Annotated in this window: 28 protein-coding genes; 16 read left to right on the top strand and 12 right to left on the bottom strand. The window is 66.5% G+C overall.

Annotation, left to right across the window (positions count from 1 at the left end; all coding sequences use genetic code 11):
* Positions 1-76: 76 nt before the first annotated feature.
* Positions 77-1,123 carry a bifunctional DNA-binding transcriptional regulator/O6-methylguanine-DNA methyltransferase Ada gene (gene ada, locus AR323_RS06020; RefSeq protein ID WP_057883032.1) on the top strand — a complete coding sequence of 349 codons (1,047 nt, stop codon included), beginning with the start codon at positions 77-79 and terminating at the stop codon, positions 1,121-1,123.
* Positions 1,123-1,890: an isocitrate lyase/PEP mutase family protein gene (locus tag AR323_RS06015; protein WP_057883031.1), complete on the top strand. Its 768-nt coding sequence runs from the start codon at positions 1,123-1,125 to the stop codon at positions 1,888-1,890. The genes ada and AR323_RS06015 overlap by 1 nt, the downstream gene beginning before the upstream one ends.
* A gap of 11 nt (positions 1,891-1,901) precedes the next feature.
* Here AR323_RS06015 and AR323_RS06010 read toward each other — a convergent pair whose 3' ends face one another.
* The 3 genes from AR323_RS06010 to AR323_RS06000 form a co-directional block, all read right to left on the bottom strand.
* Complete coding sequence (locus AR323_RS06010) at positions 1,902-2,570, bottom strand: glutathione S-transferase family protein (protein WP_057883030.1); 669 nt, start codon at positions 2,568-2,570, stop codon at positions 1,902-1,904.
* Between the two features lie 4 nt (positions 2,571-2,574).
* The gene (locus AR323_RS06005) at positions 2,575-4,191 is read right to left on the bottom strand and encodes a hypothetical protein (protein WP_057883029.1); all 1,617 of its coding nucleotides are present in this window, start codon (positions 4,189-4,191) and stop codon (positions 2,575-2,577) included.
* A 68-nt stretch (positions 4,192-4,259) separates the two neighbouring features.
* Positions 4,260-6,425, bottom strand: coding sequence for a primosomal protein N' (locus AR323_RS06000; RefSeq protein WP_057883028.1), 2,166 nt, complete (start codon positions 6,423-6,425; stop codon positions 4,260-4,262).
* Positions 6,426-6,482: 57 nt separating this feature from the next.
* Between AR323_RS06000 and AR323_RS05995 the strand changes: the two genes are divergently transcribed.
* The 6 genes from AR323_RS05995 to AR323_RS05970 all read left to right on the top strand — a co-directional run bounded on the left by AR323_RS05995 (position 6,483) and on the right by AR323_RS05970 (position 12,871).
* Complete coding sequence (locus AR323_RS05995) at positions 6,483-7,190, top strand: DUF4197 family protein (protein WP_057883027.1); 708 nt, start codon at positions 6,483-6,485, stop codon at positions 7,188-7,190.
* A 61-nt stretch (positions 7,191-7,251) separates the two neighbouring features.
* Entirely contained in the window at positions 7,252-7,905 is a 654-nt protein-coding gene (gene fsa, locus AR323_RS05990; protein ID WP_057883026.1) for a fructose-6-phosphate aldolase, read from the top strand.
* 6 nt (positions 7,906-7,911) lie between these two features.
* Entirely contained in the window at positions 7,912-9,732 is a 1,821-nt protein-coding gene (cobT, locus tag AR323_RS05985) for a cobaltochelatase subunit CobT (protein WP_057883025.1), read from the top strand.
* On the top strand, positions 9,732-10,406 hold the full coding sequence (locus tag AR323_RS05980) for a nitroreductase (RefSeq protein ID WP_057883024.1): 675 nt from the start codon (positions 9,732-9,734) through the stop codon (positions 10,404-10,406). The genes cobT and AR323_RS05980 overlap by 1 nt, the downstream gene beginning before the upstream one ends.
* 99 nt (positions 10,407-10,505) lie before the next feature.
* Positions 10,506-11,936: a cysteine--tRNA ligase gene (cysS, locus tag AR323_RS05975; protein ID WP_057883023.1), complete on the top strand. Its 1,431-nt coding sequence runs from the start codon at positions 10,506-10,508 to the stop codon at positions 11,934-11,936.
* Positions 11,933-12,871, top strand: a complete 939-nt coding sequence (locus AR323_RS05970; protein WP_057883022.1) for a D-2-hydroxyacid dehydrogenase — start codon at positions 11,933-11,935, stop codon at positions 12,869-12,871. Before cysS ends, AR323_RS05970 begins: the two co-directional genes overlap by 4 nt.
* Positions 12,872-12,896: 25 nt before the next feature.
* On the opposite strand, the gene AR323_RS05965 is transcribed toward AR323_RS05970, so the two are convergent.
* Together AR323_RS05965 and AR323_RS05960 are read right to left on the bottom strand one after the other, a co-directional pair.
* On the bottom strand, positions 12,897-13,235 hold the full coding sequence (locus AR323_RS05965) for a hypothetical protein (protein WP_057883021.1): 339 nt from the start codon (positions 13,233-13,235) through the stop codon (positions 12,897-12,899).
* A complete protein-coding gene (locus tag AR323_RS05960; protein WP_057883020.1) occupies positions 13,225-13,413 on the bottom strand; it encodes a hypothetical protein in 189 nt (62 codons plus the stop codon). Before AR323_RS05960 ends, AR323_RS05965 begins: the two co-directional genes overlap by 11 nt.
* A 102-nt stretch (positions 13,414-13,515) precedes the next feature.
* On the opposite strand from AR323_RS05960, the gene AR323_RS05955 reads away from it, so the two are divergent.
* Entirely contained in the window at positions 13,516-14,169 is a 654-nt protein-coding gene (locus AR323_RS05955; protein WP_057883019.1) for a LexA family transcriptional regulator, read from the top strand.
* A gap of 22 nt (positions 14,170-14,191) precedes the next feature.
* Here AR323_RS05955 and AR323_RS05950 read toward each other — a convergent pair whose 3' ends face one another.
* Positions 14,192-14,770: a J domain-containing protein gene (locus tag AR323_RS05950; protein ID WP_057883018.1), complete on the bottom strand. Its 579-nt coding sequence runs from the start codon at positions 14,768-14,770 to the stop codon at positions 14,192-14,194.
* A 184-nt stretch (positions 14,771-14,954) separates the two neighbouring features.
* On the opposite strand from AR323_RS05950, the gene AR323_RS05945 reads away from it, so the two are divergent.
* Both AR323_RS05945 and AR323_RS05940 read left to right on the top strand, forming a co-directional pair.
* Positions 14,955-15,596, top strand: a complete 642-nt coding sequence (locus tag AR323_RS05945) for an MBL fold metallo-hydrolase (RefSeq protein ID WP_057883017.1) — start codon at positions 14,955-14,957, stop codon at positions 15,594-15,596.
* 14 nt (positions 15,597-15,610) lie between these two features.
* Positions 15,611-16,069, top strand: coding sequence for a GNAT family N-acetyltransferase (locus tag AR323_RS05940; RefSeq protein WP_057883016.1), 459 nt, complete (start codon positions 15,611-15,613; stop codon positions 16,067-16,069).
* Positions 16,070-16,082: 13 nt separating this feature from the next.
* On the opposite strand, the gene AR323_RS05935 is transcribed toward AR323_RS05940, so the two are convergent.
* On the bottom strand, positions 16,083-16,475 hold the full coding sequence (locus AR323_RS05935; protein ID WP_057883015.1) for an MAPEG family protein: 393 nt from the start codon (positions 16,473-16,475) through the stop codon (positions 16,083-16,085).
* A gap of 214 nt (positions 16,476-16,689) precedes the next feature.
* Here AR323_RS05935 and rpmF point away from each other — a divergent pair, with 214 nt between their 5' ends.
* The 5 genes from rpmF to AR323_RS05910 all read left to right on the top strand — a co-directional run bounded on the left by rpmF (position 16,690) and on the right by AR323_RS05910 (position 19,750).
* A complete protein-coding gene (rpmF, locus tag AR323_RS05930) occupies positions 16,690-16,869 on the top strand; it encodes a 50S ribosomal protein L32 (RefSeq protein ID WP_057883014.1) in 180 nt (59 codons plus the stop codon).
* 24 nt (positions 16,870-16,893) lie between these two features.
* Entirely contained in the window at positions 16,894-17,958 is a 1,065-nt protein-coding gene (gene plsX / locus AR323_RS05925; protein WP_057883013.1) for a phosphate acyltransferase PlsX, read from the top strand.
* Positions 17,955-18,920, top strand: coding sequence for a beta-ketoacyl-ACP synthase III (locus tag AR323_RS05920; RefSeq protein ID WP_057883012.1), 966 nt, complete (start codon positions 17,955-17,957; stop codon positions 18,918-18,920). Before plsX ends, AR323_RS05920 begins: the two co-directional genes overlap by 4 nt.
* Positions 18,921-19,026: 106 nt before the next feature.
* Positions 19,027-19,326, top strand: a complete 300-nt coding sequence (locus AR323_RS05915) for an integration host factor subunit alpha (protein ID WP_200956680.1) — start codon at positions 19,027-19,029, stop codon at positions 19,324-19,326.
* A gap of 10 nt (positions 19,327-19,336) precedes the next feature.
* Entirely contained in the window at positions 19,337-19,750 is a 414-nt protein-coding gene (locus AR323_RS05910; protein WP_235510468.1) for a MerR family transcriptional regulator, read from the top strand.
* A 9-nt stretch (positions 19,751-19,759) separates the two neighbouring features.
* On the opposite strand, the gene AR323_RS05905 is transcribed toward AR323_RS05910, so the two are convergent.
* The 5 genes from AR323_RS05905 to AR323_RS05885 form a co-directional block, all read right to left on the bottom strand.
* Complete coding sequence (locus tag AR323_RS05905; RefSeq protein ID WP_057883010.1) at positions 19,760-20,563, bottom strand: lipid II flippase Amj family protein; 804 nt, start codon at positions 20,561-20,563, stop codon at positions 19,760-19,762.
* Between the two features lie 41 nt (positions 20,564-20,604).
* Entirely contained in the window at positions 20,605-24,027 is a 3,423-nt protein-coding gene (locus AR323_RS05900) for a chromosome segregation SMC family protein (protein ID WP_057883009.1), read from the bottom strand.
* A 28-nt stretch (positions 24,028-24,055) separates the two neighbouring features.
* Positions 24,056-24,793 carry a DsbA family protein gene (locus AR323_RS05895; protein WP_235510467.1) on the bottom strand — a complete coding sequence of 246 codons (738 nt, stop codon included), beginning with the start codon at positions 24,791-24,793 and terminating at the stop codon, positions 24,056-24,058.
* Positions 24,794-24,913: 120 nt separating this feature from the next.
* Entirely contained in the window at positions 24,914-25,588 is a 675-nt protein-coding gene (locus AR323_RS05890) for a thioredoxin domain-containing protein (protein ID WP_161808716.1), read from the bottom strand.
* The gene (locus AR323_RS05885; protein ID WP_235510466.1) at positions 25,585-26,121 is read right to left on the bottom strand and encodes a DUF721 domain-containing protein; all 537 of its coding nucleotides are present in this window, start codon (positions 26,119-26,121) and stop codon (positions 25,585-25,587) included. The genes AR323_RS05890 and AR323_RS05885 overlap by 4 nt, the downstream gene beginning before the upstream one ends.
* Between the last annotated feature and the right edge of the window lie 14 nt (positions 26,122-26,135).

Genomic DNA, 26,135 nt, shown 5'->3' with positions numbered 1-26,135 from the left:
CCACGGGACGCACGGCCCGGCGCCGCGCGGTACCTGTTCATCGGCACCGCCTTCTGGCACTTACGAGGATGAAACCATGACCACCCAGAACCTCACCGATGAAGACCGCTGGCGGATCGCGCTGGCCAAGGACCGGCGCTTCGACGGCCAGTTCGTGACCGGTGTCCACTCGACGGGCATCTATTGCCGCCCCAGCTGCCCGGCGCGCCCGCCGAAGCGCGAAAACGTGCGCTTCTATGCCTCGTCCTCCGATGCCGAAGCGGCGGGCCTGCGTGCGTGCAAGCGCTGCAAGCCCGACGATGTCGCCCGAGACGAGGCAGCGGTCCGTTCGGCTATCGACGAGATCAAGAGTTCCGCCGCATCGCTCGACGCCCAACCGCGGCTCGACGAACTGGCCGCCCTCACGGGGTACTCGCCAAGCCATTTCCAACGCATTTTCACCCGCGCCACTGGCCTTTCACCCGCCGCATATGCCCGCGCCTTGCGCGAAGAGCGGGCGCGGGCGGCATTGAGCGAAGGGGGAAGGGTGACGGACGCGATCTACGAAGCTGGATACGACAGTCCGAGCCGGTTCTACGAAGCGATGGACGACAAGCTGGGCATGGCCCCTTCCGCCTGGCGCAAAGGCGGGCGCGGCGTGACGATCCGCTGGGCGGTCGTCGAAACCTCGCTCGGCGCGATGCTCGTCGCTGCAACTCCCAAAGGCGTCTGTCGCCTCTCGTTCGACGAGGGATCCGAGGAACTGACTCGGCGGTTTCCTAACGCCGATCTCAAGCAAGGCGGCGAAGAGTTCGAGCGGTTGGTATCCGAAGTCGTCGCTGCCGTCGAAGCGCCGGGCCAATCCACCGACATTCCGCTCGACGTGAAGGGCACCGCATTCCAGGAGGCCTGCTGGAAGGCCTTGCGAGAGATACCTCCCGGAGAGACCCGGACCTATGCCCAGATTGCGGCGTCAGCGGGCAACCCCAAGGCGGTGCGCGCGGCGGGCAGCGCCAACGGCCGCAACAACGTCGCGGTATTGATCCCATGCCACCGGGTGATCCGGACGGGCGGGGATCTTGGCGGATACGCCTATGGCCTCGACATCAAGCGCGAGTTGCTAAAGCGCGAAGGAGCGGAGTAATGGACAAGGTCGGAGCATTCCGCGCGCTGCACGTGCCCGGCGACCCGCTAGTTCTGTTCAACATCTGGGATGCGGGCAGTGCGAAGGCGGTGGCCGATGGCGGAGCCAAGGCGATTGCTACGGGCAGCTATGGAGTGGCGGAAGCGCAAGGATTCAAGGATGGCGAAACGCTTCCACTCGAGGTCGTGCTCGAGAACCTGCGGCGGATCGTCTCGATCACCGAACTGCCGGTGACGATCGACATGGAAGCGGGATATGGCGAGACGCCCGACGAAGTGCAGGTTTCCGTCGATCGTGCTCGGGAAATCGGAGCTATCGGCATCAACATGGAAGACCGAATGCCCCGAAAGACGGCCCTGCTGCCGGTTGCCGAGGCCGCGGCCCGGATCGCGGGTGCGGCGCGGACCGGTCTCCACATCAACGCGCGAACCGATGTTTACCGGGGCATCGACCCTGCGGACTACACGCCTGCCTTGATCGATGCGGTCGTGGATCGCGGTCACGCCTTTGCGGACGCGGGGGCAGGCAGCCTGTTCGTGCCCTTCCTGGGCGACCATCCAACGATCGCCTCGATCTGCGAGCGGTCGCCACTGCCGGTCAACGTCCTTTGGGGACCCGGACGCGGCACGATGGGCGATCTTGCCGCACTCGGCGTGGCGCGGATCAGTTTCGGGCACGGCCCCTGGGCGGCGGCGATGGCCTGGCTCGGAGAACAGGCGAGCGCGGTCCATGCCGGGTGCACTCCGCCCTACGCGGACGGTCGCTAACGGGGCTATGGTCAGTCGAGCTTGGGAGGCATCCCCGGCTCGGCCTTGGCCATCGCGCGTTGATAGGCCGGGCGGTCGCCGATGCGCTTTAGGTAGCTCTTCAGGTTCGGCATCCCGTCGATGCTCATTCCGCTCATCGCCCGGCTCGTGGTGAGCTGGAAGCCCATCATGATATCGGCCGTGGTCAGCTGCGACCCGCCGAAATATTCTGACTCGCCCAGCCGCCGCTCGACGATGGCCCAGCTCTTGGCCATGCGGTCCGCCACGAACGGGGGCATCGATCCTCCCTCAACCATGCGCATGGCGACGAGCGCCATCATGCCGTTGGTCATGAAGGTCGCGTTGGCCCAGTGGTAGAAGAACAGGTGATCGGCGTAATCGGGATGCCCGGGACCGGGTACCAACTCGGTTTCCGGCGCGTGCTTCGCCACGATCCAGTCGATAATCGCACCGCTCTCGCCAAGCACGACCTTGCCGTCGGGTCCTTCGTCCTCGATCACCGGCGCGATGCCCATCGGGTGCAGCGCCTTGTATTCATCCGGTGCAAGGTTGTTGTCGGTGCGGCGAGAGTAGAGCTTGAGCTCGTAATTGAGCCGCAACTCCTCGCACAGCCAGACGATCCGTTCGGATTGCGAAAGGCGCAGGTGATGGACCGTAAGCGTGGAATCGGCGCTCGTCATGACTTTACACCTCACACCCGAAGCTTTTGATTTCTTCGCGTTGCCTGTCTCGCTCGGCCTTTTGGGCCGCTTCATCGCGGTAGATGGCGGGATGCTCAGGCTTTACCTCTTTAAGTAGGGCAGCTTTTTCCCCCTTTTCGAAAGCCTCGAACTTTTTGCGCAGCATGCAAGCGTAACCGCCGTTGCCCGCGAGGTAGCTTGCGCCGACTACGCGCGCTTCAATAGTTCGATCTTCGGTAAGCAGGGAATAGATGATCGCTCGCCGCACGCCTTGGTCGAAGGGCGCGTACGCGAATGCGCTTTCGAGTGCGGCCTTCGCCGCTTCTGGTACGACTGTCGTACTCTCGTCAAAAAGGTGCGTGAGATAATACCCGTAAAGGGGAAAGGCGTGATCGCTCTTCATGTTGTTGGCTGCAATGAACTTGCGCCGCGCTTCGACGAGCTTTGACGGATCTTCCCGTGAGCGCATGAGGTCGACCTGCGCGCGGTAGATCGCGGCATCGACCGACTTGGGATCGATCGCAAGGACGCGGTCGGCAAGCTTTTCCGCACCATCGAAGTTGCGAGCGTCGAACTCTGCCTCGGTTGCCGTCAGAAGAAAAGCGGCGCTGTTGGGGTAACGCTCGGTTAGAGTGCGAGCGGTGCCGACCAGCTTTTTGGCTTCTTCTTCGTCAACACCACGCTTGGCGGGGATCATGATCTGCATTCTCGCAGCTTCGTCAGGCGCCAACACGCTGACTTCTACCTCTGGCTCTTTACGCTCGAGATAGGGCACTTTGAGCAGGAAGGCCCGGCCCTTGCGGAAAGCCTCGAGCTCTGCAGTAAGCGTGTCGAGGTCGCCGAATGCCAGCCGGGCGGACTCCATCGGCGGTTTCCCATCGGCTATTCCGCTCATATATTTAGTAATCTGACCGCGTCGCTCGGGCTTCAAATTGAGATGGCTGGCGATCAGCCAGCCGTGGCCGTAGATTCGGCCGACGCTATCGCGATCGGCTTTGGCAGAAGGATCGAAGGTTTTTTCGAGATCGACCTTTATCGTTGCCAACGCCGGACTACGCCACGGCGGAACCTCGCCAATCACAAAATGATCGTCGTTGAATTGCACGTTCGAAAAAAGCTCGGCGAAGCCTTCACTGTACCACAGCGGATAAGGGGCATCGGCGTGCTGATACATGAAGTAGTGCACGTACTCGTGCATCAACGTCGCCTTGGGATCGAGGTCCAGATTCGAATCGTACGCAGTCTGAAATCCGCGCTCGCGGCGGACGTTTCGCTTCATGGGAACGAACGCGACGGCGCCCGAAGCGCGCGGAATGAAGAAACCACCGATCCCGCTGCCTGCGGCTCCGGCAAGGGCGGCCATGTCGCTCGTCTCGCCGAAGCGGAATACGGTGACCTTGATCGATTCAGGAGTGTCTTCCTTTGCGGGCCCGATCCCGCTGATGATTCTCAGCGCTTCGTCCAGACGCTCCAACTCGTGGGCGAACTCGACCGTGGCCTCGCGCGTATCTTCCGAATAGATCGTAAAGTTTTCGGTTTTGGCGAGATGCCAATCCGCGGCGATGGCCGGCGCACCGAGCACGGCGGCGGTGGCCGCCAGTAAAACCTTCAACTTGAACATGTATCGAAGTCCCCCAGCAGGCTTCTGCGCGAGCCAAGGGCAATTGCTAGCGCAACTGGAGGCCGACCTCAAACAAAGCTGTACGGGTCGATGTCGATCGAAACGCGCACCCCCGGCGCGAAGCGCAGCGGGGCGAGCCAGTCGCGGATCACGTGCTGTACCTGCGCCGTGCGGCGAGCGTTGAGCAACAGGCGATAGCGGTATCGGCCGCGCAGCAGGGCAAGGGGTGCGGGCGCCGGGCCGAGGATGGCCACATCGTCCACCCGCGGCCGAGAATCGCCGATGCGGTTGGCGGCCTCGCGGGCCTCGGCCTCGTCCTCGCTGGACACGATGATGGCTGCCCAGCGCCCGAAAGGAGGCGCGCCGGCATGGCGACGTGCCTCGGTCTCGGCTTCGTAAAAGGCATCCCGGTCTCCTGCGGCGAGCGCGGCAATGACCGATGCGGTCGGATGCCGGGTTTGGATCAGCACTTCACCCGGCTTCGAGCCGCGTCCTGCGCGACCCGCTACTTGCGCAACTTGCTGATAGGTCCGCTCGGCCGCACGCAAGTCTCCGCCCTCGAGACCGAGGTCCGCATCGACCACGCCGACGAGGGTAAGTTCGGGAAAATGGAACCCCTTGGTGACGAGTTGCGTGCCCACGATCACGTCGATCGCCCCGGCTTCGGCCCGGGCGACGAAATCGGCGGCCTTCTCGGGCGTGTTGATCGTGTCGCTGGTGACGACCGCGATCCGCGCTTCGGGGAGGATCTCGGCGACCTCGTCGGCGATCCGTTCGACCCCGGGACCGCAAGCGACGAGGCAGTCGAGTTCGCCGCATTCCGGACAGGCGGGCGGCGGGGGCGTTTCGTGGCCGCAGTGGTGACAGGCCAGCCGCCGCGAAAGGCGATGCTCGACGAGCCACGCACTGCAATTGGGGCACTGGAAGCGGAAACCGCAGTTCCGGCACAGCGTCAGCGGGGCATAGCCGCGGCGGTTGAGGAACAGGAGCGACTGTTCTCCTCGCGCCAGCCGTTCCTCCATCCCGGCCACCAGCCGCGGGGCGAGCCAGCGACCGCGTGCGGGCGGCTCCGCGGTCAGGTCGATCGTATCGATCGTAGGGAGCCGAGCGCCGCCGTAGCGGTCGTCGAGCACGAGGCGTTCGTACACCCCGCTTTCGGCCATTTGCAGGCTTTCGATCGCGGGCGTCGCACTGGCCAGCACGACCGGAATTCCTTCGAACCGGGCGCGCATTACCGCTACATCGCGCGCGTTGTAGCGCACCCCGTCGTCCTGCTTGAAACTGACCTCGTGCGCCTCGTCGACCACGATCAAACCGAGTGCGGCGAACGGCAGGAAAAGCGCCGAGCGGGCGCCGACGACGACCTGCGCTTCGCCGGCAGCGATGGCGCGCCAGGCGCGGCGACGCTCGGTGGATTTGAGCGACGAATGCCACACGACCGGCGGGGTTCCGAAGCGATCCTCGAACCGGCGCAGGAAGGCTTCCGTAAGGGCGATTTCCGGCAGCAGAACAAGCGTCTGGCGATCCATTTCGAGCGATTTGGCGACCGCCTCGAGATAGACTTCGGTCTTGCCCGAGCCGGTCACCCCGTCGAGCAGGAAGGGCGCGAATTGCCCTTCCTCGACCGCCGAAATGATGTGTTTCGACGCTTCCGACTGTGCAGAATTCAGCACCGGGACGGAAAAATCTGCACGCGCGGAGGGGTAGGGCCTGTCGCAATCGACAAGAACCGGCTCCAGCACCCCCTGATTGACGAGTCCGCGCAAGACGCCTTCGCTGACCCCCGCGATTCCCGCGAGTTCGCGGATGGTCGCCTGCTCGCCTTCCAGCGCTTCGATCGCCGCCAGGCGCTGCGGGGTGAGTCGTTCGGGCGCACCTCCGGACAGGCGATATTCGGTCATCGTGGCCGGACCGCGCAGCGCGCCGCCGCTTGCCAGCACCATCCGCGCCACGGCCGCGAGCGGCGCGCAATAGTAGTCGGCGGTCCACTCGATCAGGCGGCGCAACTCGGCCTTGAGCGGAGGGACCGGCAGAACACTTGCCAAGGGGCGCAGCTTGGCCTCCGGAACCTCGCTCGCGGGGAGCCGTTCAGCCTCCCAGACGATCCCGACGATCTGGCGAGGGCCGAGCGGCGCGACGACGACCGACCCGGGCTCGACGTGCATCCCTTCCGGAACGCGGTAGTCGAGCGGGCCGAGCGCGGCGTTGAATATGACAAGTCGGGCGCGGTTCATGTGTTCATGCCCATATGGGCGTCGCCGGGGTGGAGCGGCAAGGCAAGGACTTCCAGAATGACCGATTTGATCACCGATACCCCGACGAAATTTCACCGCCGCGGCTTCATCGCCGGGCTGGGCGTGGCGAGCGGTGCGCTCGTCCTCCCGGCCTGCGCGGGACCCTATGGCGGCTTCAGCTTCACCGATGCGATCGCCCGCCTGTTGTTCCTTTCGAGTTCGCGCGCGTTCGAGCGGATGACCGCCCCGGGCGGCTTCTGGGACCAGCAGGTCGCTTCGCTCGGCTTCGACACGTTGCTGGGCGCGCGGGGCGGCGTCATGAACCGCATCCTCACGTCGGCCCTGTTCAAGGACCGGCTCGCGGATGCGCTCGCACCGGTCGCATACGACGCGACCCAGCGGGCCGCACCGATCGTGGCCGACACGATCCGCATCGTCGGCTTCGAGAACGCGGTCGATCTGGTTCGCGGCGGCCCGCGCTCGGCGACCAGCTACCTGCGCCAGGAGATGGGCGTCCGCCTGCTCGACGCGATGGTCCCGGAAATCGGGCAGGGCCTGCGCGTGGCGAGCGACCCGCTGGTCGGCGAAGTTCTCGCCGGCCTGACCGGGATCGACGTCGGCGGGGTCGCACGCACGTTCGCCGGTACGGTCGAAAACGTGATCTGGGACCAGATCGGCTTCGAGGAAGAGACGATCCGCCGCGATCCCCGCGGCACCCGCGATCCGCTGATCATCGGCGTCTTCGGCGGCGGGAACCCGCTCTAGCACCCGTCCGGCTCACCAGCTAAGGCTCTCCGGGAATCGCCCATTCCGGAGAGACGTTTTCATGAAATTCTTCGCCGACACCGCCGAGATCGCCGACATCCGCGAACTCAACGACGCGGGTCTGCTCGACGGGGTGACCACCAATCCGTCGTTGATCCACAAGTCCGGCCGCGACTTCATGGAAGTGACCAAGGAAATCTGCGGGATCGTCGAGGGACCCGTCAGCGCGGAAGTCGTCGCGCTGGACCACGACACGATGATGAAAGAGGCCGAAGTCCTCCGCAAGATCGCCGACAACGTGTGCATCAAGGTGCCGCTGACGATCGACGGGCTGAAGACCTGCCGCGCGCTGTCCAGTGACGGGACGATGGTCAACGTTACCCTGTGCTTTTCCGCGAACCAGGCGCTGCTGGCAGCCAAGTCGGGGGCGACCTTCGTTTCGCCCTTCGTCGGCCGGCATGACGATAATGGCTTCGACGGAATGGACCTCATCCGCGATATCAGGTTGATCTACGACAACTATGATTTCCGTACGGAAATTCTCGTCGCCAGCGTGCGCCACGCGGTCCACGTCCTCGAAAGCGCGCGGATCGGCGCCGACGTGATGACCGCGCCTCCCAAGGTCATCAAGAGCCTCGCCAACCACGTCCTCACCGACAAGGGGATCGAGGGTTTCCTGGCCGACTGGGCGAAGACGGGCCAGTCGATCCTGTAACCGCGCTTGGCAGACGAAACCCCCCTCGACCGCTTCAAGCACGCGCTGACCGGCGCCAGCCGTGCGCTTGCGCATGAGCCGGAGGTCGAGGTTGCGTGGAGCGCCGATGCGCCCACCGTGCGCGGCAAGCAGATGCGGGTGCCGTTGCCGGGGCGCTCGCTGCCGCCGGATCAGGTGCGCGAGGCGCGCGGCGTGGCCGACGGTTTCGCGCTGCGGCTGCTCCACCACGACGAAGGCCTGCACGCGCGCGGCGCGCCGCCCGAACCGGTGGCACGCGCCTGCTACGACGTGGCCGAGACGATCCGCTACGAAGCACTTGGTTCGAACACTTTCAGTGGGATACGCGGCAATCTTGATGCCGCAATGGAGCTTCGTACCGCCGGTGATCCGATCGCCCGTGCGATGCGGGCTGAAGACGTGCCGCTGCCCACCGCGCTCGGGCTGATCCTGCGCGAAAAGCTGACCGGTCAGCCGGTGCCTGCGCGCGCGGCGCCGGGCGTGGCGATGGTCCGCCAGTGGATCGAGGATCGCGCGGGCGCCGATTTCGACGCGCTCGCCCGGTCGCTCGACGACCAGAAGGCGTTCCAGAACCTGTCGCTCGACCTGTTGCGGCACCTCGAACTGACGATGCCGGAGGACCCGGATCAGTCCTCCGACGACAGCGACGACGGGGACGAGCCCGAGGGCGACGAGCAGGACGAGGGCGAGGACGACAACGAAGGTCAGGGCGATCCGCAGGCCACCGATATGGCCGGCGAAATGTCCGAAGGCGACGACGACGGCGACGGCGAGACCGAAATGTCGGCCGAAGAGGACATGGACGGCGGCGAGCCGGCGGACGAGGGCGAGGAGGGCATGATGCCCGTCCGTCCGAACCGCCCCTGGACCGACATTCCCGAAGGCTTCGACTACAAGGCCTGGACGACCAAGTTCGACGAGGAAATCACCGCGCCGGAACTGTGCGACAGCGACGAGCTCGACCGTCTGCGCGCCTATCTCGACAGCCAGCTTACCGGCCTGCAGGGCGTGGTTACCCGCCTTGCAAACCGGCTCCAGCGTCGCCTCATGGCGCAGCAGAACCGCTCGTGGGACTTCGACCAGGAGGAAGGCCTGCTCGATGCCGCGCGGCTGGCGCGCGTCGTCGTCAGTCCCGGCCATTCGCTGAGCTACAAGATCGAGCGCGAGCAGGAGTTCAAGGACACCGTCGTCACGCTGCTGATCGACAATTCGGGCTCGATGCGCGGTCGCCCGATCAGCATCGCGGCGATCAGCGCCGACATTCTCGGGCGCACGCTCGAACGGGTCGGCGTGAAGACGGAGGTGCTCGGCTTCACGACCCGCGCATGGAAGGGCGGGCAGAGCCGCGAAGCGTGGCTGGCCGAGGGCAAGCCCGCGCAGCCTGGCCGCCTCAACGACCTGCGCCACATCATTTACAAGCGAGCCGACGAGCCTTGGCGCCGCGCGCGCCGCAACCTCGGCCTGATGATGCGCGAGGGGCTGCTCAAGGAAAACATCGACGGCGAGGCGCTGCTCTGGGCGCACGACCGCCTGCTCGCGCGGGCCGAGGATCGCCGGATCCTCATGGTCATCTCCGACGGCGCGCCGGTCGACGACAGCACGCTGAGCGTGAACAGCGCCGGGTATCTCGAGCAGCACCTGCGCAAGGTGATCGACTGGATCGAGAAGCAATCGCCGGTCCAGCTAGTCGCCATCGGCATCGGGCACGACGTAACCCGCTACTACAAGCGCGCGGTGACGATCATGGACGTCGAACAACTCGGCGGCACGATCACCGAGCAACTTGCCGAACTGTTCGAGGTGGATTGATGAACGTTACCGAAGCCGTTGCCACCCGCAGATCTATCCGCGCCTATCTCGACAAGCCGGTCGATCGCGAGGTGCTCGAGCGCATTCTCGAGAAGGCGCAGCGTTCGGCTTCGGGCGGGAATACCCAGCCGTGGCACGGGATCGTGCTGACCGGCGACCCGCTTCAGCGCCTCATCGCGCGGGTGGCGCAGGATGTGCCCAAGGGCAGCAAGGCCTTTGCGCCCGAATATCACGTCTATCCGCCCGAGCTGGAGGGCAACTACGAAGCGCGGCGGCGCGCGATCGGCGAGCACATGTACGGCGCGCTCCAGATCCCGCGCGAGGACAAGATGGCGCGCCTGATGTGGTTCGCGAAGAACTTCCGCGCGTTCGATGCGCCGGTGCTTCTGCTGGTTCACACGCCGAAATATATGGGCCCGCCGCAATGGTCGGACATCGGCATGTGGCTGCAGACGATCGCACTGCTGCTGCGCGAGGAAGGCCTCGATTGCTGCTTCCAGGAGGCGTGGGCGGTCTATTCGCCGCAGATCCGCGAAGTGATCGACATCCCCGACGATCACATCTTCTTTTGCGGAGTCGCCATCGGCTGGGGCGACCGCGAGGACCCGGTCAACACCTTCCCCGTCCCCCGCGCGCCGCTCGACGAAGTGGTCCGCTGGGAAGGTTGGGAGTAGCTCTACGGTCCTTCGACAGGCTCAGGACGAGCGGAACGTGTATCGAGACCCGCTCATCCTGAGCTTGTCGAAGGATGCCGCGCAACCTAAGCGCGCCCGATGGCCGACCTGACCCTTTTCAACTCGCTCACCCGCAGCCTAGAGGCGTTCGCGCCGATCCATCCCGGCGAGGCGCGCGTCTATTCGTGCGGGCCGACTGTCTACAACTACCAGCATGTCGGCAACATGCGGGCCTATGTCTTCGCCGATACCCTTGGGCGGGCGCTGAGCTTCAAGGGCTACAAGCTGACCCACGTGGTCAACATCACCGACGTCGGACACCTGACCAGCGATGCCGATGCGGGCGACGACAAGATGGAAAAGGCGGCCGCATCGCTCGGCAAGTCCGCCTGGGACATCGCGCGCCATTACCAGGAGGCGTTCGAGGCCGATCTGGCGCGGCTCAACGTCCGCAAGCTCGCCCACCCGCGCGCGACCGAATACGTCGAGGCGATGATCGAGTGGGCGAAGGCGATCGAGGCCAAGCACTGCTACCGGCTCGACGGCGGTCTGTATTTCGACGTCTCGACCGTGCCCGAATACGGCCGGCTCGCGCGTGCGTCGACCGACGAAGGAGAGAGCCGGATCGATAGCGTGGAGGGCAAGCGGCACGCCGCCGACTTCGCGATCTGGCGCGCCACTCCGCCGGGCGAAAGCCGCCAGATGGAGTGGGATTCGCCCTGGGGCCGCGGCGCGCCGGGCTGGCACATCGAGTGCTCGGTCATGAGCGCGGAGCTGCTCGGGCACCCGTTCGACATCCACACCGGGGGGATCGATCACCGCGAGATCCACCATCCGAACGAGATCGCCCAGAACCAGGCGCACGCCTGCGGGCCGGACACCGGCGCGCGCATCTGGATGCACAACAACTTCCTCGTCGATCGGCGCGGGAAGATGTCGAAGTCGACCGGCGAGTTCCTGACCCTCCAGTCGCTGGTCGATCGCGGGTATCACCCGCTCGCCTATCGCCTGATGTGCCTGCAGGCGCATTACCGCAGCGAGCTCGAGTTCACCTGGGAGGGCCTCGGTGCCGCCTTGGTGCGGTTGAAGCGCATGGTGATGGCGGTCGAGAAGCTGAAGGCCGACATGGCGGTATCGAAGCAGCCCGAGGGCAGCTTTCCGCTCAGCGAGCAGGAACTGGCGCTGTTCGACGACGCGATCAGCGCCGACCTCGCCACGCCCGAAGTGCTGACAGCGCTGGAGGGCGTGCTCTCGAACAAGAAGATGCCCGCGGCCAAGCGCATCCAGCTGGTGCGGATCGCGGACGACCTGCTCGGCCTGAACCTGCTGGAGCTGACGCGCGGCGATCTGCGGATCGACCCCGCCGACGCCCCGATCGCCCAGGACGAGATCGACAGGCTCATCGCGCGCCGAAAGCAGGCCCGCGCCGAAAAGGACTTCGCCGCCTCCGACGCCATTCGCGACGAGCTTGCCGCCAAGGGCGTCGAGGTGATGGACGGCGATGCGCTGGGCTGGGAGTGGAAGCTATGACCATCGCCGTCCTGTCGGGCCTTGTCCGCCCCCTCGTCGAACCGCACCTGCCGCCCGGGATCGAGGCGCGGTGGTACACCTCGGTCGAGGAACTGCTGGCATTGGCGCCCGAGGCTGAGATCGGCTGGTTCGACCTCGACAAGAAGGAACCGATGATCGCGGCGGTGCGCGCGGCCGGAAACCTGCGCTGGCTCAACTCGATTTACGCCGGGCTCGATTTCCTGCCGCTCGACCTGCTGGCGGAGCGCGAGGTCACGATCACCAACGGCGCGGGTATCAACGCGCTGACGATCGCCGAATATGTCGTGATGCTGATGCTGGTGCACGCCAAGGGCTACCGCGACGTCGTTCGCGCACAGGATCGCCGCGAGTGGCTGCTCGATTCGCCCGGCAAGATCGAGCTGGCGGGTTCGCGCGCGCTGCTGCTGGGCACCGGCGCGATCGGCGGCCTCGTCAAGACGCGGCTCGAGGCGTTCGAGGTGGAGGTCGTCCCGGTGCGTCGCACCGCAGCCGAGGGCGCGCTCGGCCCCGACGAATGGCGGCCCCGGCTCGGCGAGTTCGACTGGATCATCCTGGCCGTGCCAGCCACGCCGGAAACCGACGCGATGATCGGCTCGGCCGAGCTGGCGGCGATGAAATCGAGTGCGGTGATCGTCAACATCGCGCGCGGCGCGGTGATCGACCAGGAGGCGCTGGTCGCCGCGCTGGAAGCCCGGTCGATCGGCGGCGCGCTGCTGGACGTGACCACGCCCGAACCGTTGCCCGCCGACCACAAGCTCTGGTCGCTCGACAACGCGCAGGTCACCATGCACCTGTCGGGCCGCGCGCAGTCGAAGATGTTCGTGCGTTCGGCGGAACGCTTCGTCGAGAACTGCCGCCGCTATGTGGCGGGCGAACCGCTCGGGCCGATCTTCGATCCTGCCCGCGGGTACTGAGCGCGGGCGACCGGCGCCGCGCCGGTCACGTATCCTTCAATAGCAGCAGCTCGCACGTGATCGTCATGCGGTGTTCGGGATGAATTCGGTGATCGACCGCGGTCACCGTGGCATCGGCCACCAGCTGGCCGGGCAGTGCGAATTCGTGATCCGGTAGCGCCGCGATCAGCCGCTCGCCAGCCTCGCACGCGGTTGACCCGGCGAAGGAGAGTTCCACGGTATGCCGCGTCCCCTCGAAGGTAATGCTCGCCCACGCGCGTTCCGACTGGCGGACGACTTGCGCATGGCCCTCGGCCAAGATGACCAGCGCGGTGCGCAAACGCTCCGCTACCCCCCGGCAAGGCCGGCCCGGACTATCGCGCACCAGCGTTCTCCCGATACGTGTTCATGAAATGTTCCACACGGCTTTTCGTCGCATGACGGGGTTCGCGACCCATGCGCAGGTCGAGCACGAAGCGGGGATCGTTGGTGGCAAGGCGCCCGAACTTGGTGGCGGGCATCCCGCTATCCCGAAGGAACTTTTCTATTCTGCGGATCAACATGCGACTCCTGACCTTGTGCGACTCGTTGGATGCGATCGAGGCCCAGAAGCACCACGCGAAATCCTACTTGTCTAGGAAAAATCCTACGTGTAGGAAGGAATCATGGTGAACGCATCCGAGGACCCCGCGCGCGCAAGACTGCTGGACCTCGCCCAGTCGCGGGGCGTCAGTCTTGCCGGTCTGTCGGAGATGATCGGGCGTAACTCCAGCTACTTGCAGCAGTTCATTCGCAAGGGCTCTCCGCGCAAGCTGGAAGAGGGCGACCGGCGCAAGCTCGCTCAGTTCTTCGGCGTGCCCGAGTCGGAGTTGGGCGGTGCGGAGGAAATTTACCACCCAGTGGCATCGGCGCGGGGCGACTGGATCGAAGTGCCGCGGCTCGCGCTGGGCGCGGCGGCGGGACCGGGCGCGCTCGGTGCCGACGAGCGCCCGTTCGATTCGTTCCGCTTCTCGCGCCGCTGGCTCAAGGAGCAGGGCCTCTCGGACGGACAGCTATCGACCATCCGCGTGCAGGGTGATTCGATGGAACCGGTCCTGCACGACGGTGACGAAATCCTCGTCGACCGCGCCCAGCGCACCTTGCGCGACGGGATCCATGTGGTGCGTGTGGGGGAGGCCCTGATGGTCAAGCGGCTGGCGGCGCCAGGGCCGGGCCGCGCTATCTTGCTCAGCCAGAATCTAGCCTATCCTCCGGTCGAGGTTTCGTTGGCGGAGATCGAGATCGTCGGGCGGGTGGTGTGGAAGAGCGGCCGGCTCTGATCCAGCCGGCCCGGCTCGACGGTCACTGTTCGTCGCCGGCTGCCGCATGCGCGATGCGTAGTTTCTCGACCGACGCCTTCGAGGTCGTGATGACATGATCGACGCCGTCGATTGTGATTTCCATCGTGCCCTGCTCGGTGATCTGGATGAAACCCTTGGATTTCAGGTACCAGATGTGAAATTCGAACTGCTCGTCGGAGCAGTTGAGCGTTTCCTGCAGCAGCCAACCGACCACCCCGGCGTCCGACGCCTGCTCGCGGCGCCGCTTGTAGAGCGCGAGCAGGATCCTGGCGTGGATTTCCGCGTCGCTGACTGCGGTCCTTTCGTCGAGCACCTGTTCGCCCTCAAACGCGAACTTGTGCCGCGTTCGCCCGGGCGCCGAGAAATAGCGGGCATCGTATTCGGCCCGCCGCTCCTCGTCGCGCAGCACCTTGTAGGCGTCGACGACCGCGCTGAACTTGTCGAGGTCGGCGGTGTCCGGATTGTCCGGGTGATAGAGCTTGGCGAAATAGTGATACGCGATCTCGAGCGTGCGCGCGTTGCAGTCTGGATCGACCTGCAGCAGTGCGTAGTAGTCGGGATGGCCTGCTTCGACGTTCATTCATGCGCTCCATCAGGGTCCGAACGGGTCCACGCGATCCACGGGCCCGTTCGCGGCAATTGAAGCGATCCCGATCTGTTATGGTCCGATCGTGGCCGGCAGCTTGCAATATTCGCCGCGCGTCGTCACCTGTTTCCCGATGACGAACCAATCCCAGCCCGTGCCGCCCCAACCCGTACCGCCGATGCGCGCCGCGATCATCCCGGTCACGCCGCTGCAGCAGAACTGCTCGCTGATCTGGTGCACCAAGACGATGAAGGGCGCGCTGGTGGATCCCGGCGGCGACCTCGACAAGTTGAAGCTCGGCGTCGAGCGGGCGGGGGTCACGCTGGAAAAGCTGCTGGTGACGCACGGCCACCTCGATCATTGCGGGCAGACCGGGATGCTGGCGAAGGAACTGGGCCTGAAGATCGAGGGCCCGCACGAGGCCGACCGGTTCTGGATCAGCCGCCTCGACGAGGACGGCGGCAAGTACGGCATGCACGCCGAGGTGTTCGAGCCGGACCGCTGGCTGGAAGACGGCGATACCGTCACCGTGGGCGAACTGACGCTCGAAGTGATCCACTGCCCCGGCCACACGCCGGGCCACGTGGTCTTCTTCCACCGCCCGAGCAAATTCGCGATCGTCGGCGACGTGTTGTTCCAGGGCAGCATCGGCCGCACCGACTTCCCGATGGGCAACCACCAGGACCTGCTCGACGCGATCACCCAGAAGCTCTGGCCGCTGGGCAACGACGTGACATTCATTCCCGGCCACGGCCCGACGAGCACCTTCGGGCGGGAACGGCAGACGAACGCGTTCGTGAGCGATTACGCGCTGAGTTGAGCGGCTGCGGAGCAATGACGCCGGGGCTCACCATTCGTCCAGCCGAGTCCGAAGAGCGTGGACTTCTCGAAGACCTTCAGCGTTCCGCATCTTTAGCGCTGGACGATTACCGCGAGGCGCTGCTGGAACATCCCGATGCGATAGCCCTGCCAGCCGAGCACATTGCCGCGGGCTGGGTTCACCTTGCCGAGGCACACGGTTGTGTCAGGGCCTTCATGGTGCTGATGCCCGCCGGGGTGGTGGACGAACTGGAACTCGATGGCCTTTTTGTCGATCCGCGGTCATGGCGTCGCGGCTTCGGCCAGTCTTTGATCGCCAAGGCTCGCGAGATTGCCGACGAGAAGGGCGCCCGGGCGATCAGCGTGATCGCCAGCCCCACCGCGCATGAATTCTACGAGGCATGCGGCTTTGTCGTCACCGGCGCGCAGCAGACGCGCTTCGGGCCGGCGGTGACAATGCGGCTGGCTTTTTAGACGCCGCCCGTCGCTACATCCGACCCATCGCGATCAACACCGCGACCACTGCCAGGCCAAGCTGGGTCAGCATAGTGATCGCAGTTCCGACCGAGCGCCCCTTGCCGAGCGCGCCGCCGTCCATGCCCAGGCCGTGCGCCACGCGGCCCAGCATGTAGGCTGCGGCGACCCAGGCGAGCCAGGGCTGGCCTTTTCCGGAAATCTCGATAGCGGCGATCAGGATCAGCACGAAGGCGGTGTTCTCGACGAAATTGAGCTGGGCGCGCATCCGTGCGGTCAACGGGCCGCCGGCATCGTCGCCGATCGACACCTTGTGACGGACCCGCAGTTGGCCGATGCGGATCGACAGCCAGATGTTGATGATCGCCGCGGCAGCCGCAGCGCACAAGGTAACCGGAAGGATCATGTTCGCCCCATTTCAAATTGCGATCCGAAGGCGCGCTGGCTAGCACAGCGGGGCGCGCTTGCAACGGACGTGTTTTTCGCTATAGGGCGCGCCTTCCCGCCACGGCTGGGTCCCTAGTCGCCGCGCACCGGCCCGATACGGGTTGTGCGCTGCAGGGCCTTGGCCTAGGGCGAACCGCAATCGCTCTTGAATTATTTACGGAATAGGTGCCACCATGGCCGTCCCAAAAAGAAAAGTTTCGCCCAGCCGCCGGGGTATGCGCCGGTCGCACGATTCGCTGAAGGTCGAGGCATTCCACGAATGCTCGAACTGCGGTGAGCTCAAGCGCCCGCACAACCTCTGCTCGCACTGCGGGCACTACAACGGCCGCGAAGTCGTCGCCGTCGGCCTCTGACGGCCGCATAGGGTAGCTGCGCTTATGTCCCTCCCGCGTATCGCCGTCGATGCGATGGGCGGGGACGAAGGCGTGCAGACGATGGTATCCGGCGCGGCCCTGGCCCGCCGGCGCCACGACAAATTCAAGTTCCTGCTGGTCGGCGACGAGCCGCGTATCAAGGCCGCGCTCGACGCGCACCCCAGCTTGCGCGGCGCTTCCGAAATCCTCCACTGCGATGGCGTCGTCACCGGCGACGAAAAACCGTCCAAGGCGATCCGGCGCGCCAAGACCACCAGCATGGGCCTTGCCGTCAACGCGGTGAAGGCGGGCGACGCGGGCGCCGCGGTCAGCGCGGGCAACACCGGCGCGCTGATGGCGATGAGCAAGCTTGCGCTGCGCACGATGCCGGGGATCGACCGGCCCGCGCTCGCCGCCCTGTTGCCGAGCCTCGGCGACAACGACGTGATCATGCTCGACCTGGGTGCCAATACCGAGTGCGACGCCCGCAACCTCGTCCAGTTCGCGGTCATGGGCGCGGCCTATTCGCGTATCGTGACCGGGCGTGAAGAGCCGCGCGTGCGCCTGCTCAACATCGGCACCGAGGAGCTCAAGGGCACCGAGGAGCTTCAGGCCGCCGCCCAGCAGCTCCGCGCCGCGGCCAAGAACCTGTCGCTCAGCTTCGACGGCTTCATCGAGGCGGACAAGATCAACCGCGGGTCGTGCGACGTCGTCGTGACCGACGGTTTCTCGGGCAACATCGCGCTGAAGGCGATCGAGGGCGCGGCGCGCTTCGTGACCGACCTTCTGCGCAACGCGTTCACCAGCTCGCTGAGGTCCAAGATCGGTTTCCTGGTCAGCCGTCCGGCGACCGAGCTGCTGCGCCACCATCTCGACCCAAACAACCACAACGGCGCGGTATTCCTCGGCCTCAACGGCGTGGTCGTGAAAAGCCACGGCAGCGCCAGCGCGGCGGGCGTGGCCAATGCGGTCGACGTTGCGGCGCGCCTGCTCGAGGATGACCTGACCCAGCGCATCTCCGCCGATCTGGCCGCGCTGGGCGAAAAGTCGAACATCAAGCGCAATACGTCGGCGGGACAGGCGGCGTGATTCGCTCCGTCGTGCGGGGCAGCGGTTCGGCATTGCCGAAGCGCGCGGTGCCCAACGCCGAAATGGCGCTGATGGTCGACACCAGCGACGAATGGATCGTCGAGCGGACGGGCATCCGCAACCGCCATATCGCGGGCGAGGGGGAGACGACCGCCACGCTCGCTGCCGAGGCTGCGACCAAGGCGCTCGAGTCCGCCGGACTTGTCCCCAGCGACATCGGCCTGATCGTCCTTGCGACGGCCACCCCCGACCAGACGTTTCCCGCCACCGCCACCAAGGTGCAGGACCTCATCGGCTGTCATGGCGGCATCGCGTTCGATGTGGCCGCGGTGTGTTCGGGCTTTCTCTACGCGCTCGCCACCGCCGATTCGATGCTGCGGGCAGGGATGGCCAAGCGCGCGCTGGTGATCGGGGCCGAGACGTTCAGCCGTATCCTCGACTGGGAGGACCGCACGACCTGCGTCCTGTTCGGCGACGGTGCCGGGGCGATCGTGCTCGAGGCGCAGGACGTGGCCGAGGACGGTCCGGGCGTGATCTTTACCCAGCTTCACGCGGACGGAGCGCACAACGAACTGCTCTATGTCGATGGCGGTCCCTCGACGACCGGGACCGTGGGCAAACTTCGCATGAAGGGGCGGGAGGTTTTCCGCCACGCCGTCACCAATCTGGCCTCGGTGCTGGAGACGGTGCTGGCCGAAACCGGCTTTGCCGTCGCGGATATCGACTGGGTCGTGCCACATCAGGCGAACGCCCGCATCCTCGATGCTACGGCGCGGAAACTGGGTCTGGAGCCGGGCAAGGTCATCGTCACCGTGGACCGGCACGCGAACACATCCGCGGCGTCGGTTCCGCTCGCATTCGACACCGCAGTGCGCGACGGCCGGATCAAACCGGGCGACCTGGTGATGTTCGAAGCGATGGGCGGCGGCTTCACCTGGGGCGCCAGCCTCGTCCGAATGTAGGCCGCCCGCGCATAATTTTGCAGCGTCCATTGCAGCAAACCGCGAAATTCGTTAGGATAACTCGTAGTTCGGGTCGCGCCGTCATCCTTAGGAAGGACCCCGCGATATGATGCGTTCGGTGGGCACGCTGACTCGCGCTGACTTGGCAGACACGATCAACCGCAAGCTGGGCTTCAGTCGGGCGGAGTCGCTCGACCTGGTCGAAGCGATCCTGCGGCATATGTGCGAAGCCATGTCGAAAGGCGAAAACGTCAAGATTTCGGGCTTCGGGACCTTCGTCCTTCGCGACAAGAAGGAACGCGTTGGCCGCAATCCGAAGACCGGGGTCGAGGTTCCGATTACGCCGCGCCGGGTGATGACTTTTCGCGCGAGCCAGCTGCTCAAGGAACGAGTGGCCAAGGGATAGGATGGAGCGAATGGTCGCCACTTTCGACGACGGCAAGGACGCAGGCGCCTTGCGAACGATCGGCGAGGTCGGCGACGCGCTCGGCATCAAGTCGCACGTGCTGCGCTACTGGGAAGGCCAGTTTCCGATGCTCCAGCCGCTCAAGCGCAGCGGCGGTAGGCGCTATTACCGATCCGAGGATATCGCACTGGTCCAGGAGATTGACCGGCTGGTGAACCGCGAAGGCTATACCCTCCGGGGAGCCAAGGCGGCGCTGAAGGATTGGCGGGGCGGCACCGGCGAACGGACCGGCGGCAACGTGGATCCGGCACCCGGCGTGTTGCAGGCTGCAACCAGCAGTGCGACTTCCGATAGTTCGCGGCAGGAGGCGATCGCGCGCCTCAGGTCGATTCGCGAACGGCTCGCCGATGCCATCGCGCGCTAGGCGCGGAGGTCAGACGTAGTTCGCCACCCAGGCGATCGCGAGCGCGGCTGGGACGAACACCGCTTGCGCCAGCAAGGTGCCGACCAGTCGGCTGAACGAAATCCACACGATCGTCCGGCGGAACACCGTTTCGGGCACTTTGCCCTCGATCACGTCATCGGTCATCACCGACAACTGCGGATCGATCAGGGCGAACAGCAGGATCGTCGCCAGACCGTTGATGACGGCCGATAGCTGCGATGCGGTGACGCGGAATTCGGGGTTGATGTAACCCGCATACAGCGACGCAAGGACGCCCACGGTCAGCAGCGCCTGGGCCAGGCAATTGGCCAGCAGCACGCCCCAACTCACCCCGCGCGGCTTGGCGAGGGCGCGGAACTGGCCGGTGCTGGGCAGGGCGATCGAGTCGCGAACGGTGCGCAAGCCCGCGGGGGTCGCCGTGCGCAGGATCATGCGGGTGGTCGAGCGATGCTCTTGGAAATACCCGATCGCGCGCACGAACAGGCGCTGCGACGTGGGCACGAGCAAGATGCCGACGAATACCGCGATCGACGCCGACGCCAGCACTATGCGGAAATCGCCGAGCAAGGCGCTGCCGCCGCCATCTGCCAGACGCACTTCGATCCGTTTGGCCAAGAACGGGCCCAGGAAGCTGTTCGACATCCGTGAGACGAGCACCAGGATGTTGAACAGGGCAAAGCTCATCGCGATCCGCCGCGTGCGGACGCCCGCGATTCGTGCGCCGTATGCAAGCGTCCCGATGAGGTTGATGCCCGCCGTAAGCAGGCAGATCACGATCAACTGGCTGTCCATCGCCAGCCCTTACAGGGCGATCGCGATTGCAGGAATCGCGATTATTCGGCCGCGAGCAGCTCCGCCTGCCCCAGATCCACGCTGACGAGGCGGCTGATGCCGCGCTCCACCATCGTGACCCCGAACAAGCGGTGCATCCGGCTCATCGTCACCGCGTTGTGAGTCACGATCAGGTATCGGGTGTCGGTCTCAGCCACCATCGAATCGAGCAGGTCGCAGAAGCGATCGATGTTGGCATCGTCGAGCGGGGCGTCGACCTCGTCGAGCACGCAGATCGGCGCCGGGTTGGTCAGAAACAGCGCGAAGATCAGCGCGATGGCGGTCAGCGCCTGCTCTCCGCCCGAAAGCAGGGTCAGCGACTGCAGGCGCTTGCCGGGAGGCTGGGCGAAGATTTCCAGCCCGGCGTCGAGCGGGTCGTCGCTGTCGATCAGCGCCAGATGCGCCTGTCCCCCCTCGAACAGCCGGGTGAACAGGCGGCGGAAGTGGGTATCGACCTGTTCGAACGCGGCGCGCAGCCGCTCGCGGCCCTCTCGGTTGAGGTTGCCGATCGATCCACGCAGGCGGTTGACCGCTTCGGCCAGTTCCGCCTGTTCGGCGGCGCTGCTGCCGTGTTCGGCCTCGATCCGTTCCAGTTCGTCGGCTGCGACGAGGTTCACGGGGCCGATCCGTTCGCGGCTGGCGGTCAGGCGCTCCATCTCCTCGCCTTCGAGCCCGGCGTTCTTCACCTCGGACGCGTCGAAGCCGATCCGGTCCGCCAGCAGCGGGGGCGGGCACTGGAAGCGTTCGCTCGAGATGCGCGCCATTTCCTCGCGGCGCTGTTCTTCGTTTTCGGCCCGCGCGGCGAGGCCGGCGCGCGCTTCGCGGGCCGAGGCCAGCGCTTCGGTCGCGTCTGCGAGCGCACGGTCGGCGGCTTGGGCGGCGGCCTGCGCCGTGGCCACCGTGCCCTCGGCCTCGGAAAGCTCCGCGGTCAGCCGCGCGCGCACCGCGTCGCCGCGCTCGATCTCGCGCACCAGTCCCTCGGGCTTGGCGGCGACGACGCTGCGCTCCTGCTCGATTTCCTCGAACCGGCGGCTCATGTCCGACAGGCGGCGGGCGGCCTCGCCCGACCGGGCCTGCCAACTTGCGATATCGGATCGCTGGGCCGCCGTCCGCTCGCTTGTGACCGCGAGCCCCTGATCGTGCGCGGCAAGCTCTCCCGTGGCGGCCTGCACCGCGGACCGGGCCGCCTCGTTCCGGGCGCGCGCGGCATCGAGCGTGGCACGCCCAGCGTCGGGCGGCGGCAGTGCGTCGCGCCTCTCTTGCGCCGCCACCAGATCGGCGTGGGCGGTCTCGCGCTGCTCGGCAAGATCGCCTTCCGTGGCCTTGAGTTCAGCCAGCCGCGCAGCGTGGCGCTCACGCGCCGCTTCGGCCTGGTCCAGCCATCGCAGCGCGCCGCGCTCGGCCTCGACCGCCTCCTGCACGCCGCGTTCGTCGCCGACGAGTTCGCGCTGCAGCGTTGCGAGTTCTTCCTGCGCGTTCGCCTGGGCCCGCTCCGCGACGTCGAGCGCTTCGCGCCGGGGAGGCAGCAGGGCCTCGAGTTCGGCGATGCGATTTTCGGCCTCGAGCCGCGCCGCCTCCGCCGCGCCTTCGCCGCGTGCCACGAAGCCGTCCCACCGACGCAGCGCGCCCGCTTTCGTGACGAGCCATTCGCCGGGACCGAGTGTGCGCGCATCGTCCCGCTCGACGACGTGGACCAGCGCCAGCCGCGCCGCGAGTTCGGGCGGGCAGTCGGTAACGTGCCGCGCCAGTGAGTCCGGCACCGCGGCAGGGGCGGTCGAGCCCGTCCAAAACCGGCCTTCACCATCGCCGGAGGGTGCGCCGAGCGGCGAGCGCGCATCGCGACCGAGGACCGCGGCGACGGCGCGCTCATATCCCGGAGCGGCGCGTATCCGGTCGAGCGCGGTCGGCAAACCCTGGCGTCCCGCCGCCAGCTTCGCCCGCGCCTGCCGGTCGCGGTCGAGTGCCTGGTATTCGCGTTCGAGTCCGGCGATGTCGGCCCGCGCAGCGGCAAGCGTCGAGGCTGCATCGTCGCGCGCGGACTGCAGCGATTCCTTGCGGATGCGCTTGTCTTCGAGCGCGGCACGCAATTCGCCGAGCTTAGCCGCCGTCCGTTCGACCTCTCGCTGGGCATCGACGACCGCGGCGTCGACATTGCCGGCGCGGGACAACGCCTCGCGCGCGTCGAGCTGGCGGCGCGCCTCGGCGTCGATCCGGGCCATTCGCGCCTGCGTCTGCGCAACTTCGGCTTCGGCCACGCGCCATTCGGCTTCGACGCCGGCCTGATCGGCGGTCGCCTTGGCCAGAGCCAGTTCGGCTGCGCGGCTGGCGCGTTCGGCGTCCTCCAGCCTGGCGGCCAGCGAAGGCCTGCGCGTCTCGTCCGCCGCCAGCGCAGCGGCGTTGGCGGCCAGCTCCTTTTCCAGCCGTGCCAGCGCCTCGGCCGCATCGCGGGTCAGTCGGTCGGCATCGCCGCGATCCTCTTCGAGGCGGGCCTTCTGCCGGTCGAGGTCGGCGAGGCGCTGCTCGGCCGCTTCGAGCTGGCTCGAGAGCGCAGCCATGCGATGGCCGTGGGCACTGGCATCGTCGCGTCGGTCGGCAAGCTCGTCGCGCGCTTCGGCCAGCGCCGCGGCGGTCCCCGCCTGCGCCTTCTGCGCGTCGGCGGTCGCGGCCTGTGCGGTGGTCACCCGTTCGTCCGCCGCCTTTGCCTCGCTGCGAGCCGTTTCGGCAGCCGCAGCCGCGTCGCGCCAGCGGGCGAACAGCAGGCGCGCTTCGGCGACGCGGATCTGGTCGGACAGGGCCTTGTACCGCTCGGCCTGCTTGGCCTGACGGCGCAGCGAGGCGATCTGGCTGTCGAGGCCCGCCATCAGGTCTTCCAGCCGCGCGAGGTTCGCCTCGGTCTGGCGGAGCTTGCCCTCTGCATCGCGGCGGCGGACGTGGAGGCCGGCGATACCCGCCGCCTCTTCCAGCATCATCCGGCGTTCGGCGGGTTTGGCGGCGATGACTTGCGCGATCTTGCCCTGGCTGACGAGCGCGGGCGAATGCGCGCCGGTCGCCGCATCGGCAAAGGTCAGCGCCACGTCCTTGGCCCGCACGTCGCGCCCGTTGACGCGGTATGCGCTGCCGGCGCCGCGCTCGATCCGGCGGATGACTTCGAGTTCCTCACCGTCGCTGCCCTGGCCGGTCAGCACGACCTCGGCAAAGTCGCGCGGCGGACGGCTGGCGGTGCCGGCGAAGATGACGTCGTCCATCCCGCCCGACCGCATCGACTTGGGCGAGTTTTCGCCCATGACCCAGCGGATCGCTTCGAGCAGGTTCGACTTGCCGCAGCCGTTGGGTCCGACGACCCCGGTCAGCCCCGGCTCGATGCGCAGTTCGGACGGCTCGACAAAGCTCTTGAACCCGCTGAGCTTGAGCCGCCTGATGAGCATCCCGGCGCTATCCCCCCGGCGCGCCCGGCTACCTGGCGCCGGCGCGCTGTAGCATGGGTTCTAGCGAGGCCCAGTTCTGGGTGCCCACGTTGGTTCCGTTGATGAAGAAGGTGGGTGTTCCGGCGACCTTCAGTTCTTCCGACTGCTTTTCCGAAGCGTCGGCGATCGCTTCCACCGAACCGGCATCGGCCAGGCATGTGCGGGCTTGGTCTTCGCTGATCCCGCGGCTGGCGAAGAAGGGATAAAGGCCCGCCGCCTCGGCGACGGCGGCGAAACGCTGGTTCTCGGGCAGCGCCATCGCGCCTTCGAGCTGCGGACCGGCGGCCTGCGCTCCGGCCATGATCTGGTCGAAGTTCTGCCAGACCTGTTCCGAGAGCGGGACCATTGCATCGGGCGTCGAGCAGCGGACGAGGCGCGCGAGGACGAGGTCGATGCCGTTGTGGACCTGGTTGCGAAGCTCGAAGCTGACCTTGCCGGTGTTGATGTACTTGTCGCGCAGCGGCTCGAACCCGGTCTGCGTGAAGTTCGCGCAGGCGCCGCAGGTGAGCGAGCCGAATTCCATCAGCTTGATCGGCGCGTCGGGGTTGCCGACCATGTAGCCGCCGTCCGGGGTGACGGTCGCGACGTCGATCCATGCCTGACCGGCGGGAGCGGCGACTGCGGCCACCGATTCGCCTTCGGCGACTTCGCCTTCGGGCGTCTCGTTCGAACTGCAGGCGGACAGCGCAAGCGCGGCAACAAGGGCAAGAGAAGCGGAACGCAGCATGATCATCCTTTCGGGTGGCCGATGAGGGTATACGAGGGGTGGGGGCGGGTGAAGCGGCGGTACGGGCAACTGGCAGCGCTTTCCACAGCTATACCTTCCGGTTTCAGAGGGGGGAAGAATTCAAAGGCGGGCGTCGAGTTGCGGCTGGAGCATCTGCCACGAATTCGTCCCGGCCAGCATATCGTTGCCGATCGCGAAGCTGGGAGTGCTTTGCACATTCCATTTCGCATCGTCGGCGACCGTCTGGTCCGCCAGGCGCTTGGCCAGCGCTTCGTCGGACAGGCACCGGTCGATCGCGGTCCGCTCGTAACCGCGGCCGATCATGATATCGTAGAACTTGAGGTCGGCCGCGATCGCGCGGCGGCGCGCGGGGCCGGGTCCGTTGTACCAGCGCGATTGCTGCCCTTGCGTGGCCCGCTCGGCGATGGGCAGCCACTTGGGCTGGGCAAGGATCAGCGCGGCGTGATTGCGGGGAAACTTCGCCGCCGGCCCGCAATTGGCGAGCATGGCCGCGGTCATGTCGATCGGGTCGCGGATCACGTGGCGCACGTCGACCTGCACCTTGCCGCTCGCGACATAGATGTCGAGTGCGTTGGACGCCTCCTGCGCGAACCGGCCGCATGCCGGGCAGGTGTAGCTGATGAATTCGATTAGCTTTACCTTTGCGGCCGGATTGCCGATCTTGTGGCCGCCGCCAGCAGTGTCGACCACGGTCAGCCAGTTGGTCGACGCGGGCACGGCGGCAGTGGCGCTTACGGCGGCGAGAGTTACCAAGATCCAACGAACGAACTTCACGCCTTCTCCTCCTTGCCGCCGATCGTCCGCGCAAGCGATTCGAGGACCGCGCGCAGCTCCGGGTCGCCCACGTCGCGCAGTGAATCGCCGAGCTCGAACGGGATCGGTTTCAGCGACGGCGGGGCCGCGGGCCGCGCTTCAGCACGGGGCGGCTGAACGGCCCCTTGCCGCAGCTTGACCCGCGCGATCGCCTTGTAACCGAAAAAGCGGTTCACCCTCTCGATGATCTCGGGGATGACGTGTTGGATCAGCGGCGCGTGGGCGGGGAGCACCACGAGCTGCAGGATGCCGTCGGCCTTTTCGCCGGGGGGGAACCTTATCGCCTCGGGCGTGCAGACTTTCGCGTGATGTTCGCCGACGATCTCGGGCCAGCGGGTGACCACGCTCGACTGCACGAAGCCGAACCGGCGAAACGCGGTCCGGCCGACTTGCGGAGTCAGTTCCGCGATCGACTTCGCAGGGCCGCCGCGAGGCCGTTCGTACGCTTTGGGTTTGAGAGGTTTCGCGTCCCGTTCCATCGTCGCCGCGGCCATGCCATAGGCGCGCG

Source organism: Tsuneonella troitsensis, from assembly GCF_001441535.1.
GTDB lineage: Bacteria > Pseudomonadota > Alphaproteobacteria > Sphingomonadales > Sphingomonadaceae > Tsuneonella > Tsuneonella troitsensis.
The sequence above is the reverse complement of the archived record's forward strand: the minus strand, read 5'-3'. Positions and strand labels throughout refer to the sequence as shown.

Bases quoted from the DNA above. Each gene is read 5' to 3' on its own strand.
- AR323_RS05940 (WP_057883016.1), top strand. From the start codon at position 15,611: ATGACGCCGGGGCTCACCATTCGTCCAGCCGAGTCCGAAGAGCGTGGA.
- AR323_RS05980 (WP_057883024.1), top strand. From the start codon at position 9,732: ATGAACGTTACCGAAGCCGTTGCCACCCGCAGATCTATCCGCGCCTAT.
- AR323_RS05955 (WP_057883019.1), top strand. From the start codon at position 13,516: ATGGTGAACGCATCCGAGGACCCCGCGCGCGCAAGACTGCTGGACCTC.
- plsX (WP_057883013.1), top strand. From the start codon at position 16,894: ATGTCCCTCCCGCGTATCGCCGTCGATGCGATGGGCGGGGACGAAGGC.
- AR323_RS05960 (WP_057883020.1), bottom strand. From the start codon at position 13,413: ATGTTGATCCGCAGAATAGAAAAGTTCCTTCGGGATAGCGGGATGCCC.
- AR323_RS06000 (WP_057883028.1), bottom strand. From the start codon at position 6,425: ATGAACCGCGCCCGACTTGTCATATTCAACGCCGCGCTCGGCCCGCTC.
- AR323_RS05970 (WP_057883022.1), top strand. From the start codon at position 11,933: ATGACCATCGCCGTCCTGTCGGGCCTTGTCCGCCCCCTCGTCGAACCG.
- AR323_RS05905 (WP_057883010.1), bottom strand. From the start codon at position 20,563: ATGGACAGCCAGTTGATCGTGATCTGCCTGCTTACGGCGGGCATCAAC.
- AR323_RS05945 (WP_057883017.1), top strand. From the start codon at position 14,955: ATGCGCGCCGCGATCATCCCGGTCACGCCGCTGCAGCAGAACTGCTCG.
- AR323_RS06015 (WP_057883031.1), top strand. From the start codon at position 1,123: ATGGACAAGGTCGGAGCATTCCGCGCGCTGCACGTGCCCGGCGACCCG.
- AR323_RS05885 (WP_235510466.1), bottom strand. From the start codon at position 26,121: ATGGCCGCGGCGACGATGGAACGGGACGCGAAACCTCTCAAACCCAAA.
- fsa (WP_057883026.1), top strand. From the start codon at position 7,252: ATGAAATTCTTCGCCGACACCGCCGAGATCGCCGACATCCGCGAACTC.
- AR323_RS05935 (WP_057883015.1), bottom strand. From the start codon at position 16,475: ATGATCCTTCCGGTTACCTTGTGCGCTGCGGCTGCCGCGGCGATCATC.
- cysS (WP_057883023.1), top strand. From the start codon at position 10,506: ATGGCCGACCTGACCCTTTTCAACTCGCTCACCCGCAGCCTAGAGGCG.
- AR323_RS05915 (WP_200956680.1), top strand. From the start codon at position 19,027: ATGATGCGTTCGGTGGGCACGCTGACTCGCGCTGACTTGGCAGACACG.
- AR323_RS05950 (WP_057883018.1), bottom strand. From the start codon at position 14,770: ATGAACGTCGAAGCAGGCCATCCCGACTACTACGCACTGCTGCAGGTC.
- AR323_RS05895 (WP_235510467.1), bottom strand. From the start codon at position 24,793: ATGCTGCGTTCCGCTTCTCTTGCCCTTGTTGCCGCGCTTGCGCTGTCC.
- ada (WP_057883032.1), top strand. From the start codon at position 77: ATGACCACCCAGAACCTCACCGATGAAGACCGCTGGCGGATCGCGCTG.
- AR323_RS05995 (WP_057883027.1), top strand. From the start codon at position 6,483: ATGACCGATTTGATCACCGATACCCCGACGAAATTTCACCGCCGCGGC.
- rpmF (WP_057883014.1), top strand. From the start codon at position 16,690: ATGGCCGTCCCAAAAAGAAAAGTTTCGCCCAGCCGCCGGGGTATGCGC.
- AR323_RS05910 (WP_235510468.1), top strand. From the start codon at position 19,337: ATGGTCGCCACTTTCGACGACGGCAAGGACGCAGGCGCCTTGCGAACG.
- AR323_RS06005 (WP_057883029.1), bottom strand. From the start codon at position 4,191: ATGTTCAAGTTGAAGGTTTTACTGGCGGCCACCGCCGCCGTGCTCGGT.
- AR323_RS05900 (WP_057883009.1), bottom strand. From the start codon at position 24,027: ATGCTCATCAGGCGGCTCAAGCTCAGCGGGTTCAAGAGCTTTGTCGAG.
- AR323_RS06010 (WP_057883030.1), bottom strand. From the start codon at position 2,570: ATGACGAGCGCCGATTCCACGCTTACGGTCCATCACCTGCGCCTTTCG.